Source organism: Streptomyces sp. NPDC002004, assembly GCF_053593975.1.
In genome coordinates this window covers 1-18,031 of record NZ_JBSFDP010000068.1, presented here as the reverse complement: position 1 = coordinate 18,031, position 18,031 = coordinate 1, and the positions used below count along the sequence as shown (strand labels likewise).

Below are 18,031 nucleotides of genomic sequence, written 5' to 3'. Positions count from 1 at the left end.
CCGTGGGACCGGGCGGACGGCGGGGCCGGACTGCGGGGGACGGGGCGTGGAGCCCGTCGGATGTCCTCGGGGGCGTCGCGCAGCTCTCCGCGCGCGGTGTCGGCCCGCCGGAACGTCAGCCGCGCCTCTCCGCACGACGGCGCAGATACCAGGCGGTGACCGCCACGGCCGAGGCGACGAGCGCGCCGCCCGCCGCGGCCGTGAGGCGGCCGTAGTCCTGCCAGCCGCCGCCCATCCCGCCGCGCACGCCGTTCAGGGGCAGTGAGGTCGAGGGCAGGGGCGGCAGGGCCGTCGACGACGTCAGGCCGCCCACTCCGCCCACTCCGCCGACTCCCCCGATTCCCCCCACTCCGCCGATACCGCCGACGCCCCCGCCGCCCGCGCCGGCGACCGTGACGGTGCGGCTGCCCGCCGACTTTCCGTCACTGCACACGACCGCGACGGTGTACGTGCCGGGGGCCACGTTGGCCCAGTTGGCGGCGCCGGCGGCCAGCGGCACGAGCCGGCCCTGGGCGAAGTCGGCCTGGCCGTTGGACAGCAGGGACGCACTGCCGCCGTTGGGGCAGGAGCCGGTGCTCATCTGGATGCCCGAGCCGCTGGCCGTCACGTTGATGCCGCTGGACGGGGCGCCGCCCGCGAAGGCCTGCGCAGCGCCCAGGGACAGCGGCAGCGCGGCGGCGAGTACGGTCAGGCTCGTGCGGGTGCATATTCGAGTCGTGCGCCCGGATATCGCCGGGCGGCCGGATATCTGACTAGTACGCATCTCTCTGCCCTCCGGCGGCACGGTCGGCGGTCCATCCGAACGCCGCCGAGGATCGGGAACGCCCGTGCTGCCTGACGTCGAGCCAACTGGCCACCGGCGCCATGCGCATGTGGACGGCCGCCGAGCAGGTGACGGACTGCGCCGTCCGGTGGACGCCCGGACGCCAGGTCACGGGTGTGCGCCGGCCCGTCGCAGCCGCTCGTGACGCGAGGTCCGCGTACGGGTGACCCGGGGGTGCCGGGCCCCCGGGACGAGGTGTCCCCGCCGTCGGGCGCGGCGCGGCCGGCAGGACGCCCCCTAGGAGTGCGGGGCGCGGGTGGTGACGCTCCGCTCGGCCGACGGCGCGCCCCAGGTGCCGTCCGGGAGCAGCGCCCGGATGCGTACCCGGTGCGTCTCCCCGGCCTGCCGGCCGATGTAGAAGCTGTGCGTGCACCGGCCGCGCGGGGGAGTCCCGCCCCATACGAGCGTGGTGATGCTCCGGCCGTCGAGCTCGATCCGGTACTGCGTCACCACACCGTCGGTCTGCGGCGCGTACCAGGCCAGATCGACGTAGTACGCCCCGCCGTCCCGGTGCGTGGCCGCCTCGAACCGCGTCGGCGCCGTGTCGCGCGCGTCGTCACGGCCCGGGGCGGTGCTGAGCCGTACGGCACGGCCGGCAGGAGAGGTGTTGTCGGCCGCGTCGCGTGCGCGGACCGTGAACACGTACGCCCTACCGGGCCGCAGCCCCGTCACCACCGCGGTGGTCCGGTCCCCGCCCACGCTGTGGATCCGCTGGGCGCCCTGGTAGACGTCGTACGAGGTGACACCCTCGTCGTCCTCCGGCGGCGCCCAGGACAGGGCCACGGCCCGGCTGCCCTCGGCCCGGCCGCGCACCCGCTGCGGGCGGCTCGGCGGCGTGCGGTCCGCGACGGCCGCCGCGGGCGTGCTCACCGTGACACGGCGGCTGAGGGGGCTGGGGTTCCCGGCGGCGTCCCGGGCGAGCACGGCGAAGCCGTACCTGGTCGACGGGCGCAGCCGGGTGACGTCCACCATGTGTTCGTCACCCGGAACCTCCGCCACCTCGGTGGCGCCGCGGTAGACCTCGTACCGCGCCACCCGGGGGCCCGTGGGCGCCTGGTTCCACATCACATGGACGGTCGTGGCGCTGCCCGCCCGGGCCGTGACGCCGACGGGAGCGGGGGGCGGCGCCGCGGGCGGAGCGGAGTCCGCCGGGCCGCAGGACGTCAGCAGCAGCGCAGCCGCACAGGCCGCGGGGATCGAGCCGGGAACGCGTCGCACCGCCCGCCCTGCCTTCCGGTCGTCGAACAGAGGCGTCCCGGGCCTCTCCGGCTCCGGGTATTGGTCTGTACCTATTGGACAGGGGGTGACGGGTTCACTTCAAGAGTCCGGGAGGCCCGCGCCCTCGGCATCCCCGCGGGGCCCGACGGCGGCGCCGCGTCCGGCGTCACGTACCTGGTCTTCGAGAACTCCAGGGCGACCCCCGTCGAAAGCCGCAGGGCCGTCGTCGCCGAGGGGCAGCGGCCGGCCCGCCGGTTCCTGCGACGGAATCAGGGGGTCTCCCGCGGATCACGCCGCGCCTGGTCCGCAGGACACCCCCCGGCTACAACGAACGGGCGCCGCGGTCACACCTTGCGATACGTGTACGCCTCCGTGGCCGCGGCCTCGACCGCGTCGAGGTCGGCGCCCGACGAGGCGGTCACGACCGCGGCGATCGCACCCTCCACGAACGGTGCGTCGATCAGCCGTGCCCCCTCGGGCAGTTCGTCGCCCTCCGCGATCAGGGCCTTTACGGTGAGGACCGCGCTGCCGAGGTCCGGGATGACCGCGACCCCCGCGCCGCCGTCGACGCTGTGCGCCGCCGCGGCGATCAGTTCCGCGCTGGTGCCGTACCCGCCGCCCTGCGTACCGCCCGCGGCCGCCACGGGTGCGGTCGTGGTGCCGCCGGTGAGCCCGGCCGCCAGTTCCGCGACCGACCTCGCCACCGCGTCGCTGTGCGACACCAGCACCACCCCGACGAGCTTGTCGGCACTTTCGTCATTCACCGGCGGCCTCCTCCAGTGCGGCGACGATCAGGGCCGACGACGTCGCGCCCGGGTCCTGGTGGCCGATGCTGCGCTCGCCCAGATAACTCGCCCGGCCCTTGCGGGCGAGCAGCGGCGTCGTGGCGACCGCGCCCTCCTCGGCGGCCGCCCGGGCCGCCGCGAACGACTCGCCGAGCGCGTCCACCCCCGGGACCAGCGCATCCAGCATCGTCTTGTCGCCGGGCGTCGCGCCGCCAAGACCCGCCACCGCGTCCACGCCCGCGCGGAACGCGGCGGCGAACTCCTCCTCGGACACCTCGGAGGCCTCGCCGAGCACCTTCCCGGTACGCCGCAGCAGCGTGCCGTAGAGCGGCCCGGACGCGCCGCCCACCGTCGAGATCAGCTGACGTCCGGCGAGCAGCAGCACACCGCCGGGCGTGTCCGGCCCGTCGGACTCCAGGGCGGCGACCACGGCCCGGAACCCGCGTTGCATATTGGTGCCGTGGTCGGCGTCACCGATCGGTGAGTCCAACGCGGTGAGCCGCTCCGCCTCACGGTCGACGGACGCAGCGGCCGCCGCCATCCAGCGGCGGAAGAAATCGGCGTCGAGCACGGGATCTCCTTCGGTGGTCCGAGGTCGTATCGGGGTGGTGGCCGGACGGGGCCGCCCGGCCGTGTGTCACATACCCCAGCGCAGGCCCGGCGTGCTGACCGGAGCGTCGTACAGCCGCAGCAGCTCCTCGTCGACCTGGCACAGCGTCACCGATGCGCCGGCCATGTCCAGCGACGTGACGTAGTTCCCGACGAGCGTGCGGGCGACGGGGACACCGCGCTCCGCCAGTACGCGGTGCACCTCGGCCGCGAAACCGTAGAGCTCGATGAGCGGCGTCGCCCCCATGCCGTTGACCAGGGCCAGCACCGGGCTGGTCGGGCGCAGATCGTCCAGGACGGCGTGCACGGCGAAGTCCGCGATCTCGTGCGACGTCATCATCGGGCGCCGCTGCCGCCCCGGCTCGCCGTGGATGCCGATGCCGAGTTCCAGCTCGCCCGCCGGCAGGTCGAACGTCGGGCTGCCCTTGGCGGGCGTCGTGACGGCGGTGAGCGCGACGCCGAAACTGCGGGAGTTCTCGTTGACCTGACGGCCGATCGACTCCACCCGCTCCAGCGGCTGGCCCTCCTCGGCCGCGGCCCCCGCGATCTTCTCCACGTACAGCGTCGCACCGGTGCCGCGCCGGCCCGCCGTGTACAGGCTGTCGGTCACGGCCACGTCGTCGTTCACCAGCACCTTGGCGACCTGCACGCCCTCGTCCTGGGCGAGTTCCGCCGCCATGTCGAAGTTGAGCACGTCACCGGTGTAGTTCTTCACGATGAACAGCACGCCCGCGCCGCCGTCGACGGCGGCAGCGGCGCGCGCCATCTGGTCCGGCACCGGCGAGGTGAACACCTCTCCGGGGCACGCCGCCGAGAGCATTCCGGGCCCCACGAAGCCGCCGTGCAGGGGCTCGTGCCCCGAACCGCCGCCCGACACGAGGCCCACGCGCCCCGAGATCGGGGCGTCCTTGCGCACGATCACCCGGTTCTCCACGTCGACCCGAAGCTCCGGATGGGCCAGCGCCACGCCCCTCAGGGCATCGGCCACGACCGTCTCCGCCACGTTGATCAACATCTTCATGGGTTCCTCCCGGTGTACGTGTCGTCGGTGTCCCCGTCGGACGGATGCGGCCGGACCGCGTGCGTCCCGGTCGGTCTTCGTTCAGCTCGTGCCCGGTGCCTGCGGCCAGTATCGGCCGAAGGGGGCCCATGGTCACGGGAAACGGCACCGGTCCCGACCGCTCAGCCCTCCGGGCGGAACGGTCGTCCGATGCCCGTCTCGGCGTACCGGCGCAGGCTCACCAGGGCATGGGCCCAGGCGAAGTTGTCCGTGCCGAAGGCGTCGTCGGAGGGCTCCTGGGCGTACTCCTGGCGGAAGCGGAGCCGGGTGCTGCCGTCGGGCAGGTCGGAGAGACCGAAGACGAACCTGGCGTCGTCCCAGGGGTCGTGGCCGCCCACGCAGATCCAGTCGATCTCGGTGTCGGGATCCAGTTTCATGATCTTCATTTCCGGGTGGAAGTCGCCGGTGAAACGGAAGCTGATCACCGAGCCGATCACCGGCATGGCGCTCACCCCGGTGGTCCACCAGCCGGCCAGACCCTCCTGGGTGGTCAGCGCCTCGTACAGCGCCGACCTGCTCGCCTTGGTAACCACGACGTGCAGGATCGTCCTCATGCTCCCTACCCTCCGTGCGGGGCCGGCCCGGGTGTCCTGCTTCCAGGATTCCCGCCGCCGCCGACGAGCGCGCGCCGGAGTCACCGCTCGGCGCACCGTGACCGCCGGTCCGGCCGCCTGCCGTGGGGCGGGATACGGGAAACCCCGGTGCGCCGAGGTGTCGCGGCCTAGGATTCGGCCATGATCGCCGAACTCCAGTGCGTAGTGCTCGACTGTCCCGACCCCTCGGAGCTCGCCGAGTTCTACCAGGGGGTGCTGGGCGGGGCGGTCGACCAGCCGGATCCTCGCTGGTCGCTCGACGAGGAGTGGGCCACGCTGCATACGCCCTCCGGGCTGGTGCTCGCCTTCCAGCGGGTGACCGACTACCGGGCACCGCGGTGGCCGGATCCCGGCCGGCCCCAGCAGTTCCATCTGGACTTCGGTGTGCCCGACCTCGATGCGGCGCACGAACAGGTGCTCGCCCTCGGGGCCGCGCCGCTCGACGGGGACGCCGAAGGACGCGGCTGGCGCGTGTACGCCGACCCGGCGGGGCACCCCTTCTGCCTGGTCCGCCACTGAGGGCGACGGGGTCAGGGCGGAGCCCCGCCCCGCGCTGATTCCACCAGTGCCCGCGCCGACTTCCTGTCGAGGGCCAGCCGCACCAGCGCCGCAGCCAGCACCCCCGGATCCGCGTCCCCGGCGAGCCGCACCAGCTCACCCGGATCCTCGGGCAGCCCGAGCAGCCGCGCACCTTCCAGGGCCTTGGCCCCGAGGTACGGTGCCACCTCCTCCCAGACGCACTGCACCTCGCGCAGAAAGATGTCCGTACCGGCCGGCCCGAGCCCGGGCACCTCGCGCAACAGCCCGCGCAACACGTCGAGGTCCCCGCCCGCCCGCTTCCGCATCCGCCGCAGATCGCCTCCGTAGACGTCGGTCACCAGCCGTGCGGCGTCCGCCAGCTGCGTGGCGGCGCTCTCGTCGTACCGCCGGTAGCCGCCTTCGCCGAGCACGTCGACGCGTCGCTGCCAGGTGGCATCGGCCATCCGGCGCGGATCTCGCAGCCCCGCGTCGTGGAGGGCGCGGGCCGCGGACACGGCCGCCGAGCTGCGGATACGGGCACTCAGCAGACAGCACAGGACCAGCAGCCGGTACAGCGGCTGCGGCGTGTCGCGCAGCGTGATGCCCGCTTCCTCGGCATAGGTGCGGCCGTGCTCGGCGAGCAGGTCGCGCACGAGGCCACGGGCATCCGTGGAGAGGACGGACATGCCGGCTCCCTTCCGCTTGTCGCACCGGTGCTTTCGAGTTCCCTGGCCGGGGCGGAGTGAACCCGGGTTCCCGGGCCCGACCCGCTCCCTCCCATGTCGCCCCGTCCCCGCCATTCCCAATTTCTGGAACGAGTTCTACTGTGTGCGCCGTCGGTCCGGGCCGGTGCGTCAGCTCGTGCACCGGTGTCGGTGCGTCAGGGGAGTTCCGCGGGAGCGAGGAGGGGCCGTGCATCTCGAGTACACGCCTGAACAGCAGCGGCTGCGCGCCGAGTTGCGCGGCTACTTCGCGCAGCTGGTGCCGGACAACGCCTACGCACGTTACGAGGACCCCGCCGCCCAGAAGCGGTTCTACCGCGACACCGTCCGACGGCTCGGCTCCGACGGCTGGCTCGGCGTGGGCTGGCCGCAGGAGTACGGCGGGCGCGGGCTGACCCCGATGGAACAGTTCATCTTCTTCGACGAGGCCGCCCAGGCCGGCGTACCCCTGCCGCTGATGGCGCTGAACACGGTCGGCCCGACGCTCATGCAGTTCGGCACCGACGAACAGAAGGCGTTCTTCCTGCCGGGGATCCTCTCCGGCGAGATCGACTTCGCGATCGGCTACAGCGAGCCCGACGCCGGGACGGACCTGGCCGCACTGAAGACCCGGGCGGTCCGCGACGGCGACGAGTACGTGGTCGACGGGCAGAAGATCTGGACCACCAACGGGGACACCGCCGACTGGGTGTGGCTCGCCGTGCGTACCGACCCGGACGCACCGCCGCACAAGGGCATCACCATGCTGCTGGTGCCGACGTCCGCCCCCGGCTACTCCTGCACGGTCATCAACACGCTCGCCTCGCACGACACCACCGCGAGCTACTACGACAACATCCGCGTGCCCGTCTCGCGGCGGGTCGGCGAGGAGAACAACGGCTGGCGGCTGATCACCAACCAGCTCAACCACGAGCGCGTCACCCTCGCCGCACACGGCACCATGGCCATCCGGGCCCTGCACGACGTGCAGCGCTGGGCGACGGAGACCAAGCTCACGGACGGCCGGCGCGTCATCGACCTCGGCTGGGTGCGCAACCGGCTCGCCCGGACCCACACCAGGCTCGATGCGATGAAACTCCTCAACTGGCAGATGGTGAACGCCGTTCAGGAGGGCACCCTCACCCCGCAGGACGCGTCCGCCGTCAAGGTCTACGGCTCCGAGGCGCGCCGTGACGCCTACGCCTGGCTGATGGAGGTCGTCGGCGCCGCGGGCGTCCTGAAGGAGGGCTCCGCCGGAGCCGTCCTGCACGGCGAGCTCGAACGCGGCTACCGCTCCGCCGTGATCTTCACCTTCGGCGGCGGCAACAACGAGATCCAGCGCGAGATCATCTCCTGGATCGGACTGGGGATGCCGCGCGTGCGCCGTTAGCCCCGTACGACCGACCCGTCTCCGCCTTCGCCGGCATTCCCGGCCCCTGACCACCGCCGCGGCGACGACGCTCACCGCAACACCCGGGACGAGGCCGGTTCCCGACGCGGGCACTCGAAGAAGCGGCACACCGTCGGTACTTTGGTGTCGGCAGGATGTGCGAACCGGCACGTGGGGCTCGTGTGCACGCACGGCAGAGCCGCCGGTCACAGCGCCGAACGCGTGCCGGCAACAGCCTCGGGGCGCACCTGGGGGCGGGGGAGAGGAGGTGTGCCGTGCCCGACGCCGACCCGGGGCTCTACGGTCCCTCCTCGGTCACCTGGCAGCTGCACGGCGACCCGATGATGTGGGTCGCCGGGGTGCGCGCGCTCTACCTGCAGGCACTGCACCCGCGCGCCGTGCGCGGCGTCATGCAGAACTCCGACTTCCGGCACGACGCCTGGGGCCGGCTGATGCGCACGGCCGGTTTCGTGGGCACGACGACGTACGGAACGAGCGAAGCCGCCGAGCAGGCCGGTGCCCGCGTCCGCAGGATCCACGCCAGACTCAAGGCCACCGACCCCGACACGGGTGAGCGCTACGGCGTCGACGAACCCGGCCTGCTGCTGTGGGTGCACTGCGCCGAGATCGACTCCTATCTGCAGGTCGTACGCCGCTCCGGCATCCCGCTCACCGACGGGCAGGCCGACCGGTACATCGACGAACACCGCACCAGCGCGCGCCTCGTCGGCCTCGACCCCGCCGGCGTACCCGCGAACGAGGACCAGCTCGCCGCGTACTTCGCGGGGATCAGGCCGGAGCTGTGCGCAGGACCGGAGGCCCGGGACGTCGACGACTTCCTGCGCCGGCCGCCGGTGCATCCGCTGCTCGTCCCGGCGCGGGCGGTGCTGTGGCGGCGCGTGGCGGACCTCGCGTACGCCTCCCTGCCGCCGTACGCCCATGACCTGTACGGCAGGCAGGCCCCGCCGCCCGCCACGGTCACGCGCCGGCTGCGCCGCACGGGCTCGCTTCTGCGATGCGTTCCTGCGTGGCTGCGCTGGCGGCTGCCGCCCCGGCACATCCTGCGCGCCATGGCCAGGCTCGGCCCCGGGAGCCGACCCGCGCCGTACACACTCGGCAGCCGGGTGGCCATACTGGACGGGCCAAGGGAGGGCGCCGGCGAGGGTGACGGGGGCGACGGCAGGCGATGGGGGACACAAGACTGATCCACGGCCGGTACCGGCTGCTGGATGCGATCGGGCGCGGCGGCATGGGGGAGGTGTGGCGTGCCCACGATGAGTCGCTGGGGCGCAAGGTCGCGGTCAAGTGCCTCAAGCCGCTGGGCCCGCAGCAGGACGCCGGATTCACCCGGGTCCTGCGGGAGCGGTTCCGGCGCGAGGCCAGGGTCGCCGCCGCGCTCCAGCACCGCGGCATCACCGTCGTGCACGACTTCGGCGAGCACGAGGGCCTGCTGTACCTCGTGATGGAGCTGCTGCAGGGGCGCAATCTCAGCCAGCTCCTGGAGGACAACAGACAGCACCCGCTGCCCGTCGACGACGTCGTGGACATCGCCGAGCAGGTGTCGGGCGCACTCGCCTACACGCACGAACAGGACATCGTGCACCGCGACCTGAAGCCCGCCAACATCATGCGGCTCACGGACGGCACCGTGAAGATCTGCGACTTCGGCATCGCCCGGCTCGGCGCCGACATCGGCTTCACCTCCCGCCTCACCGGCACCGGCATCGCGATGGGCACCCCGCACTACATGTCGCCCGAGCAGATCGCCGACGGTGAGGTCGACGAGCGCAGCGACCTCTACTCGTTCGGCTGCGTGCTGTACGAGATCGCCACGGGTGTGCCGCCGTTCGACCTCGGCGACGCCTGGGCGATCCTCGTCGGCCACCGTGACACCGCACCGCTGCCACCGCGCAGCCACCGTCCCGAACTGCCGCCGTACGTCGAGCGGATCATCCTCGACCTGCTGGCGAAGGACCCGGACGCCCGTCCCCGGGACGCCAGGGAGCTGGTCCGGCGGATCGCGGCGGGCCGTGCGGCCGACGGCCCCTCCGGGTACCCGGCGGCGGTCGCCGTCCGGCCCGCCGCCACGGGGGAGCGCGGAGACGGGCACCCGGGTGCTCGCACCGACCGCGGCGCCGACGGGGCGGCCATCGCGGGGGAACCGGGGCTCCCCTCCTGGACACGCGGTATGACCACCGGCCACAAGGCCACCGGCTCCGCCCTGCGCACCACACCACCGGATCCCTCGGCCGGACTCACCGGAGAGTGGCTTCCCCGGGCCGGCGGCAGCCGCGCTGTCGCCCCGGCGCAGCAGTCCGAGCGGCAGCAGTCCGAGCGGCCGACCCCCTCGCCCGAGGCGGTCGCCGTCCTGGTCTCCCGGCACAACGCCGGGCTGAGCCTCGGCCGCCTCGGCCGCTGGACGGAGGCCGGGGACCTGCACCGTGCGGTCGCCGCCGAGCGCGAGCGGCTGCTCGGCCCGGACCACCCGGACACACTCGCCAGCCACTACGAGGTGGGGTTCACGCTCAGCCGCACCGGGCCGCCCGCCGCCGCACTGCGCGCCTTCTCACGGGTCGCCGAGGGCCGGGCCCGCACGCTCGGACGGGACCATCCGGACACGCTCGCGGCCCGGCAGGAGATGGCGTACGTCCTCGGACAGCTCGGCCGTGACGCCGAGGCCCACCAGGTGTACACGTCGGTCCTCGCGGCCCGCGAGCGGACCATGGGCCCGGACCACCCGGACACGCTGCGCTGTCGCCACAACCTGGCCTTCAACCTGAGCCGGCTGGGCCGCCTGGAGGAGGCGTACGGCATGGCGCGCGACGTCGCAGCCGCCCGCGCCCGGGTGCTCGGCGCCCATCACCCCGACACCCTCGTCACACGCTACGAAGTGGCCTATGCGCTGGGACAGCTGGACCGCTGGCCCGAGGCCCTGCAGACCTACCGCGACGTCGCCGAGGCCCGCCGGTACGCCCTGGGCGCCGACCACCCCGACACGCTCGCCGCCCGCTACGAGGTCGGCATCGGCCTCGGCCGCCTCGGCCGCAGCGCGGAGGCGCTCACGCTCTACCGCGACCTCGTCGACGACCGCACCCGCGTGAACGGCGCCACCGACCCGGAGACGCTGCGCGCCCGGCACGGACTCGGCGTCAACCTCGGGCGCCTCGGCCGGTGGGAGGAGGCCATCGCCGAGGCACGGGACGTCGCCGCGATCCGCGAGCGGGTACTCGGCTCCGATCATCCGGACACCCTGGTCAGCCGTCGTGAGATCGCGGTCGGCCTCGGCTGGCTGGGCCGGTGGTCCGACGCACTCACCGAGTACCACCATGTCTCGGCCGCCCGTGAGCGCGTACTCGGCGAGGACCACCCCGACACCCTGACCAGCCGGAACGACGAGGCGCACTGTCTGGATCAGCTGGGCCACGCCAAGGAGGCCGCGGACCTGTACTACAGGGTGGCGGCGCTGCGCCGGAGACGGGATCCGACCGGATGACCCTCTGGCCCGCACTGATCGACTCGTGTTACGAAGAGTCATGCCCGCACACGTTTCCTATGACGCAGTGATCGTCGGCGGCGGCCACAACGGCCTCGTCGCCGCCGCCTACCTGGCCCGCGCAGGACAGTCCGTGCTCGTGCTCGAACGGCTGGGCGTGACCGGCGGCGCCGCCGTGTCCACGCGGCCGTTCCCCGGAGTCGACGCCCGGCTGTCGCGCTACTCGTACCTGGTGAGCCTGCTGCCCCGGAAGATCGTCGACGATCTGGGGCTGGACTTCCGGGTGCGCAAGCGGAACGTCTCCTCGTACACCCCCGTGGAGCGTGCCGGCCACGCGACCGGGCTGCTCGTCGGCGGGGGAGCGGAGCGGACCCGGGAGTCCTTCGCCCGGCTCACCGGCGACGACCGCGAGTACGAGGCGTGGCAGGCCTTCTACGCGATGACGGGCCGACTCGCCGAGCGGGTCTTCCCGACGCTGACGCAGCCGCTGCCGACCCGCGAGGAGCTGCGGCGCCGGGTCGACGACGACACGGCCTGGCGGACGCTGTTCGAGGAGCCCATCGGCGTCGCCGTCGAGGAGCGGTTCCGCGACGACCTGGTGCGGGGCGTCGTGCTCACCGACGCGCTGATCGGCACCTTCGCTGATGCCCACGACCCGTCCCTGAGGCAGAACCGCTGCTTCCTGTACCACGTGATCGGGGGCGGTACCGGGGACTGGGACGTCCCGGTGGGCGGCATGGGCGCGTTCACGGACGCACTCGCCGGTGCCGCGCGTGCCGCCGGCGCGGAGATCGTCACGGGGCACGAGGTCGTCCGCCTGGAGACGGACGGACACTCCGCCGACGTGACCTTCCGGACCGCCGACGCAGAGGGACGCGTCACCGCCCGGCACGTCCTGGTCAACGCCTCCCCGGAGGAACTCGCCACGCTCATCGGCGACGAGCCGCCCACCCCGGCCGAGGGCGCCCAGCTCAAGGTCAACATGCTGCTGACCCGGCTGCCGCGGCTGCGCGACACGTCGGTCGACCCGCGCGAGGCGTTCGCCGGCACCTTCCACATCGCCGAGGGCTACGGCCAGCTGGCCGCGGCCCACGCCGAGGCCGCCGCGGGCCGGCTGCCCTCCGCGCCGCCCTCCGAGATCTACTGCCATTCGCTCACCGACCCGACGATCCTCGCCCCGGACCTCGTCGAGCGCGGCTACCACACGCTCACCCTCTTCGGCCTGCACACCCCGGCCCGGCTCTTCCGGCACGACAACGACGCCGCACGCGACGAGCTGCTGAAGTCCACACTTGCGCAGCTCGACGCCCACCTCGCCGAGCCGATCGAGGACTGCCTCGCCCGGGACGCCGACGGCAGGCCCTGCATCGAGGCCAAGACCCCGCTCGACCTCGAACACGGACTGCGGCTGCCCGGCGGCAACATCTTCCACCGCGACCTCGCCTTCCCCTACGCCCAGGAGGGCACCGGCCGCTGGGGCGTCGAGACCCGGCACGCGAACGTGCTGCTGTGCGGGGCGGGCGCGGTGCGCGGCGGCGGCGTCAGCGGAGTCCCCGGGCACAACGCCGCAATGGCGGTACTTGAGCGTCCCTGACCCGGACACCCATGGCACGCGCCCCACACATGGGCGCCCGAACGCGCCCCGGCCACGGCGGCGGGCGGACCGCTGGTCCTTCCGCCGCGTGCCGGGTGCCGGGCCGGACCATGGCCGTGGGGCGCGCGGCGGAGCCGGGTGCATACCCCGTGCCCGGCCCGTGCGCCGCGTACCGTCCGGGCCGGCCCCCGCGCCCGCCCGTGCGCCGCGCACCGGAATCAGCTCCCGTACCCGCCCGTGCGCCGCGCACCGGAACCATCTCCCGCGCCCCTCCGCGCGGCGCGACGCACCGCAGTCGGTTCCCGTCGTCCTGCGCGCCCAGCACACCGATCCACCCGGGGCCCGCGCCGCGTCGCGTGACCGACCCGCCGGGCCCGCGCGGCGCCGACGCCGGGCGACCGGCGTCACCAGGAATCTGACACTGCATCAGAAAACCTCTTCCGTAGTGGCGATCGCTGCGGCATCCTGCGCGCATGCAGACAGAGCTCAGCAATCGCCTGGGCGTCGAGTGCGCCGTCTTCGGCTTCACGCCGTTCCCCGCCGTCGCGGCGGCGATCAGCCGCGCTGGCGGGTTCGGGGTGCTCGGCGCGGTCCGCTACACCGCACCCGACGACCTGGCCCGCGACCTGGACTGGATGCAGAAGCACGTGGAGGGCAGGCCCTGGGGCCTTGACGTCGTCATGCCGGCGAAGAAGGTCGAAGGGGTGACCGAGGCCGATGTCGAAGCCATGATCCCGCAGACGCACCGGCAGTTCGTGCGGGACACCCTCGCACAGCACGGCGTGCCCGAACTCGCCGACGGCGACGCCTCCGGCTGGCGCATCACGGGCTGGATGGAGCAGGTCGCCCGCAGCCAGCTCGACGTCGCCTTCGACTACCCCATCAAGCTGCTCGCCAACGCGCTCGGATCCCCGCCCGCCGACGTCGTCGCACGCGCGCACGAGCAGGGCGTGCTCGTCGCCGCCCTCGCGGGCAGCGCCCGGCACGCGCGCAAGCACGCCGAGGCGGGCATCGACATCGTCGTCGCCCAGGGCTACGAAGCGGGCGGACACACCGGCGAGATCGCGTCCATGGTCCTCACGCCCGAAGTCGTCGAGGAGGTCGCGCCGTTGCCCGTGCTCGCCGCGGGCGGAATCGGCAGCGGCGCCCAGGTGGCCGCTGCGCTGGCCCTCGGCGCCCAGGGAGTCTGGCTCGGCTCGCTCTGGCTCACGACGACCGAGGCCGACCTGCACTCACCCGCACTCACCCGCAAGCTGCTCGCGGCCGGCTCCGGCGACACCGTCCGCTCACGCGCCCTCACCGGCAAGCCGGCCCGCCAGCTGCGCACCGCCTGGACGGACGCGTGGGACGACCCCGCAGGGCCCGGCGCCCTGCCCATGCCGCTCCAGGGACTGCTGGTCGCCGAGGCCGTGTCCCGTATCCAGAAGTACGAGGTGGAGCCGCTGCTCGGCACCCCGGTGGGACAGATCGTCGGCCGGATGACCAGCGAGCGCAGCGTCCAGGCCGTCTTCGACGACCTGACCCGCGGTTTCGAGCGGGCCGTCGACCGCGTCAACCGGATCGCCGGACGCGCCTGACGCACTGCGACCGGTCCGCCGGCCGGCGCGCCCACGATCCTTCCGACTTCACGAGCGCGAGGAGAACACCCCATGAGCACGCCCCCCAACGGCTTCTGGGCGCAGGCGACGGCGGACCCCGACCGCACCGTCCTCGTCGCGCCCGACGGACGGGAGTGGACCGCGGGACGACTGCACGCCGCCGCGAACCGGCTGGTGCACGGGCTGCGCGCCGCCGGACTCGAACGCGGCGACGCCTTCGCCGTCGTCCTGCCCAACGGCGTCGAGTTCGTCACCGCGTATCTCGCCGCGTCGCAGGCAGGCCTCTATCTCGTGCCCGTCAACCACCACCTCGTCGGCCCCGAGATCGCCTGGATCGTCGCCGACTCCGGAGCCAAGGTGCTGATCGCGCACGAGCGGTTCGCCGAGGCCGCGACGGCGGCCGCGGACGAGGCGGGACTCCCGTCCGCGCAGCGGTACACGGTGGGCGCGGTCGACGGCTTCCGGCCCTATGCCGAACTCCTCGCCGGACAGCCGGAGTCGGCGCCCGGCGACCGGACCCTCGGCTGGGTCATGAACTACACGTCGGGCACCACCGGCCGCCCCCGCGGCATCCGGCGCCCGCTGCCCGGCAAGCTCCCCGAGGAGACCTACCTCGGGGGCTTCCTGGGCATCTTCGGCATCAAACCGTTCGACGACAACGTCCATCTGGTGTGTTCGCCGCTCTACCACACCGCCGTGCTCCAGTTCGCGGGCGCGTCCCTGCACATCGGCCACCGGCTCGTGCTGATGGACAAGTGGACGCCCGAGGAGATGCTCCGCCTCGTCGACGGTCACGGGTGCACCCACACGCACATGGTCCCCACCCAGTTCCACCGTCTGCTGGCCCTCCCCGAGGAGACCAGGAACGCGTACGACGTGTCCTCCATGCGGCACGCCATTCACGGCGCCGCGCCCTGCCCCGACCATGTGAAACGAGCCATGATCGACTGGTGGGGGCACTGCGTCGAGGAGTACTACGCGGCGAGCGAGGGCGGCGGTGCCTTCGCCACCGCCGAGGACTGGCTGAAGAAGCCCGGCACGGTGGGCAAGGCCTGGCCGATCAGCGAGCTCGCCGTCTTCGACGACGACGGCGACCGGCTGCCGCCGGGCGAACTCGGCACCGTGTACATGAAGATGTCCACCGGAGGCTTCAGCTACCACAAGGACGAGACCAAGACGAGGAAGAACCGCATCGGCGACTTCTTCACCGTCGGCGATCTCGGCTACCTCGACGAGGACGGGTACCTGTTCCTGCGCGACCGCAAGATCGACATGATCATCTCGGGCGGCGTCAACATCTACCCCGCCGAGATCGAGGCCGCCCTCCTCGCCCACCCCGCCGTCGCCGACGCCGCCGCCTTCGGCATCCCGCACGACGACTGGGGCGAGGAGGTCAAGGCCGTCGTCGAACCCGCCGAGGGGCACACCCCGGGGGAGACCCTGGCCGCCGACATCCTCGCCCACTGCGAACGCCGGCTCGCGGGCTACAAACGGCCCAGGAGCGTCGACTTCGTCGCGGCCATGCCCCGTGACCCCAACGGCAAGCTCTACAAGCGGCGGCTGAGGGACCCCTACTGGGAAGGCCGCGAACGCGCCGTATGACGCGCTTCGCAGTCCGGCACGGTCACGCGGGAACGGCCGCGCCCGTCCCGATGCCGAAGCGCCCCCGGGAACCGGTCGTCCGAGCAGGAGCACGCGGAGCTGCTCACCCGCTTCCCGGAGGCGGCCCGCGGCGAGGACCTCGGCGGGCTCGGCGAACTGCCCACCGAGGACGTGGCCTCCTGGAACGACGGCGGGAGACAGGCAGGAGCCGTACTCCAACCGGTCTGCGGAGGGACCGCGTTGCATGCCGCGCCGGGGCGCTGCCGCCCTCGGGACCCGGCCCGGCGAGCACGCCGTGCGGCGCGTCGTCCGTCCGCGTGCCCGTCTTGACCTGCCCGGGCGGGCGGGCCGAGGATCGCGGCATGACGGCTGGAGAGGGCACGGCCCGCCGCACGGACGGCCGGGCCGGACGGAGCAGCACGGTGGACGGGATGCTCCGGCGCAGTGCGCGCCGCACCCCGGAGCGAACGGCGGTCCACTACCGGGACCGCTCCTGGACGTACGCCGGACTCGACGACGTGGTGTCGCGGGCCGCCCGCGCCCTGGCTGAGGCGGGACTGCGCCCCGGTGACCGGGTCGGCGCCTACGGCCACAACTCCGACGCCTACCTGATCGGCTTCCTGGCGTGCGCCCGGGCCGGGCTCGTCCACGTCCCGGTCAACCAGAACCTCACCGGGGAGGACCTCGCCTACGTCGTCGGACAGTCCGGCAGCACCGTGGTGCTCACCGACCCGGACCTCGCCGGCCGCCTCCCCGACGACGTGCGCGTCCTGGCCCTGCGGGACACGGACGACTCACTCCTCGAACGCGCCGGGGCGAGCGCCCCGTACGACGGCCCGGAGCCGGACGCCGAGGACCTCGTGCAGCTGCTCTACACGTCCGGCACGACCGCCCTGCCCAAGGGCGCGATGATGACGCACCGGGCGCTCGTGCACGAGTACGCCAGCGCGATCCAGGCCCTGGACCTGCGGGTCGAGGACCGGCCGGTGCACTCGCTCCCCCTCTACCACTCGGCACAGATGCACGTCTTCCTGCTGCCGTATTTGGCGGTCGGTGCCGAGAACACGATCCTCGACGCGCCCGCCCCTGCACAGATCTTCGACCTCGTCGAAGCGGGCCGCGCCGACAGCCTGTTCGCGCCGCCGACCGTGTGGATCGGCCTCTCGAACCACCCCGACTTCGCCACCCGGGACCTCGGGGGCCTGCGCAAGGCGTACTACGGTGCGTCGATCATGCCGGTGCCGGTCCTGGAGCGGCTGCGCGGGCGGCTCCCCGGGCTGGCCTTCTACAACTGCTTCGGCCAGAGCGAGATCGGCCCCCTCGCCACCGTCCTCGGGCCCGACGAGCACGACGGGCGCATGGACTCCTGCGGACGGCCCGTGCTCTTCGTCGAGGCCCGGGTCGTCGACGAGTCCGGCAAGGAGGTGCCGGACGGTACGCCCGGTGAAGTCGTCTACCGCTCACCGCAGTTGTGCGAGGGTTACTGGGACAAGCCGGAGGAGACCGCGGACGCCTTCCGCGACGGATGGTTCCACTCGGGGGACCTCGCCGTCCGGGACGCCGAGGGGTACTTCACCGTCGTGGACCGGGTGAAGGACGTCATCAACTCCGGTGGGGTGCTGGTCGCTTCACGGCAGGTCGAGGACGCGCTGTACGAGGATCCGCGGGTCGCCGAGGCCGCGGTGATCGGGCTGCCCGATCCGCACTGGATCGAGGCGGTGACCGCGGTGGTCGTTCCTCGGGGCGAGGTCACCGAGGCCGATCTGATCGCTCATGCGCGCGGGAGGCTCGCCCGCTTCAAGGTGCCCAAGCGGGTCGTGTTCGTGAAGGAGCTGCCGCGCAACGCCAGCGGCAAGATCCTCAAACGCGAGCTGCGCCGCCGCCTGGGCTCCGCCTGAGGATTTCCCGCCTCTTCCGCTGTGACCAGGCTCCGCGCCCCCTCCGAGCCTCGCCGCGGGCCGTCGCTCCGGGACTTCGCATCGGCCCGAACCGGTCCCTTCCCGCATCCGGAGCTCCGGATGGGGGAAGGGGCCCGTTGGGGGGAGT

15 protein-coding genes are annotated in these 18,031 nt (G+C 73.2%); 8 read left to right on the top strand and 7 right to left on the bottom strand.

The window, feature by feature from the left end:
* Positions 1–115: 115 nt before the first annotated feature.
* From ACWCP6_RS36825 to ACWCP6_RS36800, 6 genes are all read right to left on the bottom strand, one after another.
* The gene (locus ACWCP6_RS36825; RefSeq protein ID WP_450937029.1) at positions 116–763 is read right to left on the bottom strand and encodes a hypothetical protein; all 648 of its coding nucleotides are present in this window, start codon (positions 761–763) and stop codon (positions 116–118) included.
* A 297-nt stretch (positions 764–1,060) separates the two neighbouring features.
* Positions 1,061–2,041, bottom strand: coding sequence for a fibronectin type III domain-containing protein (locus ACWCP6_RS36820; protein ID WP_450937028.1), 981 nt, complete (start codon positions 2,039–2,041; stop codon positions 1,061–1,063).
* 344 nt (positions 2,042–2,385) lie between these two features.
* A complete protein-coding gene (locus ACWCP6_RS36815; RefSeq protein ID WP_450937027.1) occupies positions 2,386–2,805 on the bottom strand; it encodes a PTS-dependent dihydroxyacetone kinase phosphotransferase subunit DhaM in 420 nt (139 codons plus the stop codon).
* Positions 2,798–3,397: a dihydroxyacetone kinase subunit DhaL gene (gene dhaL, locus ACWCP6_RS36810; protein ID WP_450937026.1), complete on the bottom strand. Its 600-nt coding sequence runs from the start codon at positions 3,395–3,397 to the stop codon at positions 2,798–2,800. Before dhaL ends, ACWCP6_RS36815 begins: the two co-directional genes overlap by 8 nt.
* A 66-nt stretch (positions 3,398–3,463) precedes the next feature.
* A complete protein-coding gene (gene dhaK, locus ACWCP6_RS36805) occupies positions 3,464–4,456 on the bottom strand; it encodes a dihydroxyacetone kinase subunit DhaK (protein ID WP_450937025.1) in 993 nt (330 codons plus the stop codon).
* Between the two features lie 161 nt (positions 4,457–4,617).
* A complete protein-coding gene (locus tag ACWCP6_RS36800) occupies positions 4,618–5,049 on the bottom strand; it encodes an SRPBCC family protein (protein ID WP_450937024.1) in 432 nt (143 codons plus the stop codon).
* Positions 5,050–5,229: 180 nt separating this feature from the next.
* Here ACWCP6_RS36800 and ACWCP6_RS36795 point away from each other — a divergent pair, with 180 nt between their 5' ends.
* The gene (locus tag ACWCP6_RS36795; protein WP_450937023.1) at positions 5,230–5,607 is read left to right on the top strand and encodes a VOC family protein; all 378 of its coding nucleotides are present in this window, start codon (positions 5,230–5,232) and stop codon (positions 5,605–5,607) included.
* Between the two features lie 11 nt (positions 5,608–5,618).
* Here the strand turns inward: ACWCP6_RS36795 and ACWCP6_RS36790 are convergent, their stop codons facing one another.
* Complete coding sequence (locus ACWCP6_RS36790; protein WP_450937022.1) at positions 5,619–6,293, bottom strand: endonuclease; 675 nt, start codon at positions 6,291–6,293, stop codon at positions 5,619–5,621.
* A gap of 226 nt (positions 6,294–6,519) precedes the next feature.
* Between ACWCP6_RS36790 and ACWCP6_RS36785 the strand changes: the two genes are divergently transcribed.
* From ACWCP6_RS36785 to ACWCP6_RS36755, 7 genes are all read left to right on the top strand, one after another.
* Positions 6,520–7,698 (top strand): acyl-CoA dehydrogenase family protein, encoded by a 1,179-nt coding sequence (locus ACWCP6_RS36785; RefSeq protein ID WP_450937021.1) that lies wholly within the window; start codon positions 6,520–6,522, stop codon positions 7,696–7,698.
* A gap of 275 nt (positions 7,699–7,973) precedes the next feature.
* Positions 7,974–8,903 carry an oxygenase MpaB family protein gene (locus ACWCP6_RS36780; RefSeq protein WP_450937020.1) on the top strand — a complete coding sequence of 310 codons (930 nt, stop codon included), beginning with the start codon at positions 7,974–7,976 and terminating at the stop codon, positions 8,901–8,903.
* Positions 8,885–11,191 (top strand): tetratricopeptide repeat protein, encoded by a 2,307-nt coding sequence (locus ACWCP6_RS36775; RefSeq protein WP_450937019.1) that lies wholly within the window; start codon positions 8,885–8,887, stop codon positions 11,189–11,191. Before ACWCP6_RS36780 ends, ACWCP6_RS36775 begins: the two co-directional genes overlap by 19 nt.
* A gap of 40 nt (positions 11,192–11,231) precedes the next feature.
* A complete protein-coding gene (locus ACWCP6_RS36770) occupies positions 11,232–12,785 on the top strand; it encodes a phytoene desaturase family protein (protein ID WP_450937018.1) in 1,554 nt (517 codons plus the stop codon).
* Between the two features lie 473 nt (positions 12,786–13,258).
* A complete protein-coding gene (locus ACWCP6_RS36765; protein WP_450937017.1) occupies positions 13,259–14,362 on the top strand; it encodes an NAD(P)H-dependent flavin oxidoreductase in 1,104 nt (367 codons plus the stop codon).
* A gap of 72 nt (positions 14,363–14,434) precedes the next feature.
* A complete protein-coding gene (locus ACWCP6_RS36760; protein WP_450937016.1) occupies positions 14,435–15,985 on the top strand; it encodes an acyl-CoA synthetase in 1,551 nt (516 codons plus the stop codon).
* Positions 15,986–16,347: 362 nt separating this feature from the next.
* Complete coding sequence (locus ACWCP6_RS36755; RefSeq protein ID WP_450937015.1) at positions 16,348–17,883, top strand: acyl-CoA synthetase; 1,536 nt, start codon at positions 16,348–16,350, stop codon at positions 17,881–17,883.
* The last annotated feature ends 148 nt before the right edge of the window (positions 17,884–18,031 follow it).

Excerpts from the sequence above, each read along its gene's own strand:
- ACWCP6_RS36825 (WP_450937029.1), bottom strand. The coding sequence starts at position 763 with ATGCGTACTAGTCAGATATCCGGCCGCCCGGCGATATCCGGGCGCACG.
- ACWCP6_RS36770 (WP_450937018.1), top strand. The coding sequence starts at position 11,232 with ATGCCCGCACACGTTTCCTATGACGCAGTGATCGTCGGCGGCGGCCAC.
- ACWCP6_RS36775 (WP_450937019.1), top strand. The coding sequence starts at position 8,885 with ATGGGGGACACAAGACTGATCCACGGCCGGTACCGGCTGCTGGATGCG.
- ACWCP6_RS36800 (WP_450937024.1), bottom strand. The coding sequence starts at position 5,049 with ATGAGGACGATCCTGCACGTCGTGGTTACCAAGGCGAGCAGGTCGGCG.
- ACWCP6_RS36765 (WP_450937017.1), top strand. The coding sequence starts at position 13,259 with ATGCAGACAGAGCTCAGCAATCGCCTGGGCGTCGAGTGCGCCGTCTTC.
- dhaK (WP_450937025.1), bottom strand. The coding sequence starts at position 4,456 with ATGAAGATGTTGATCAACGTGGCGGAGACGGTCGTGGCCGATGCCCTG.
- ACWCP6_RS36755 (WP_450937015.1), top strand. The coding sequence starts at position 16,348 with ATGACGGCTGGAGAGGGCACGGCCCGCCGCACGGACGGCCGGGCCGGA.
- ACWCP6_RS36760 (WP_450937016.1), top strand. The coding sequence starts at position 14,435 with ATGAGCACGCCCCCCAACGGCTTCTGGGCGCAGGCGACGGCGGACCCC.
- ACWCP6_RS36790 (WP_450937022.1), bottom strand. The coding sequence starts at position 6,293 with ATGTCCGTCCTCTCCACGGATGCCCGTGGCCTCGTGCGCGACCTGCTC.
- ACWCP6_RS36795 (WP_450937023.1), top strand. The coding sequence starts at position 5,230 with ATGATCGCCGAACTCCAGTGCGTAGTGCTCGACTGTCCCGACCCCTCG.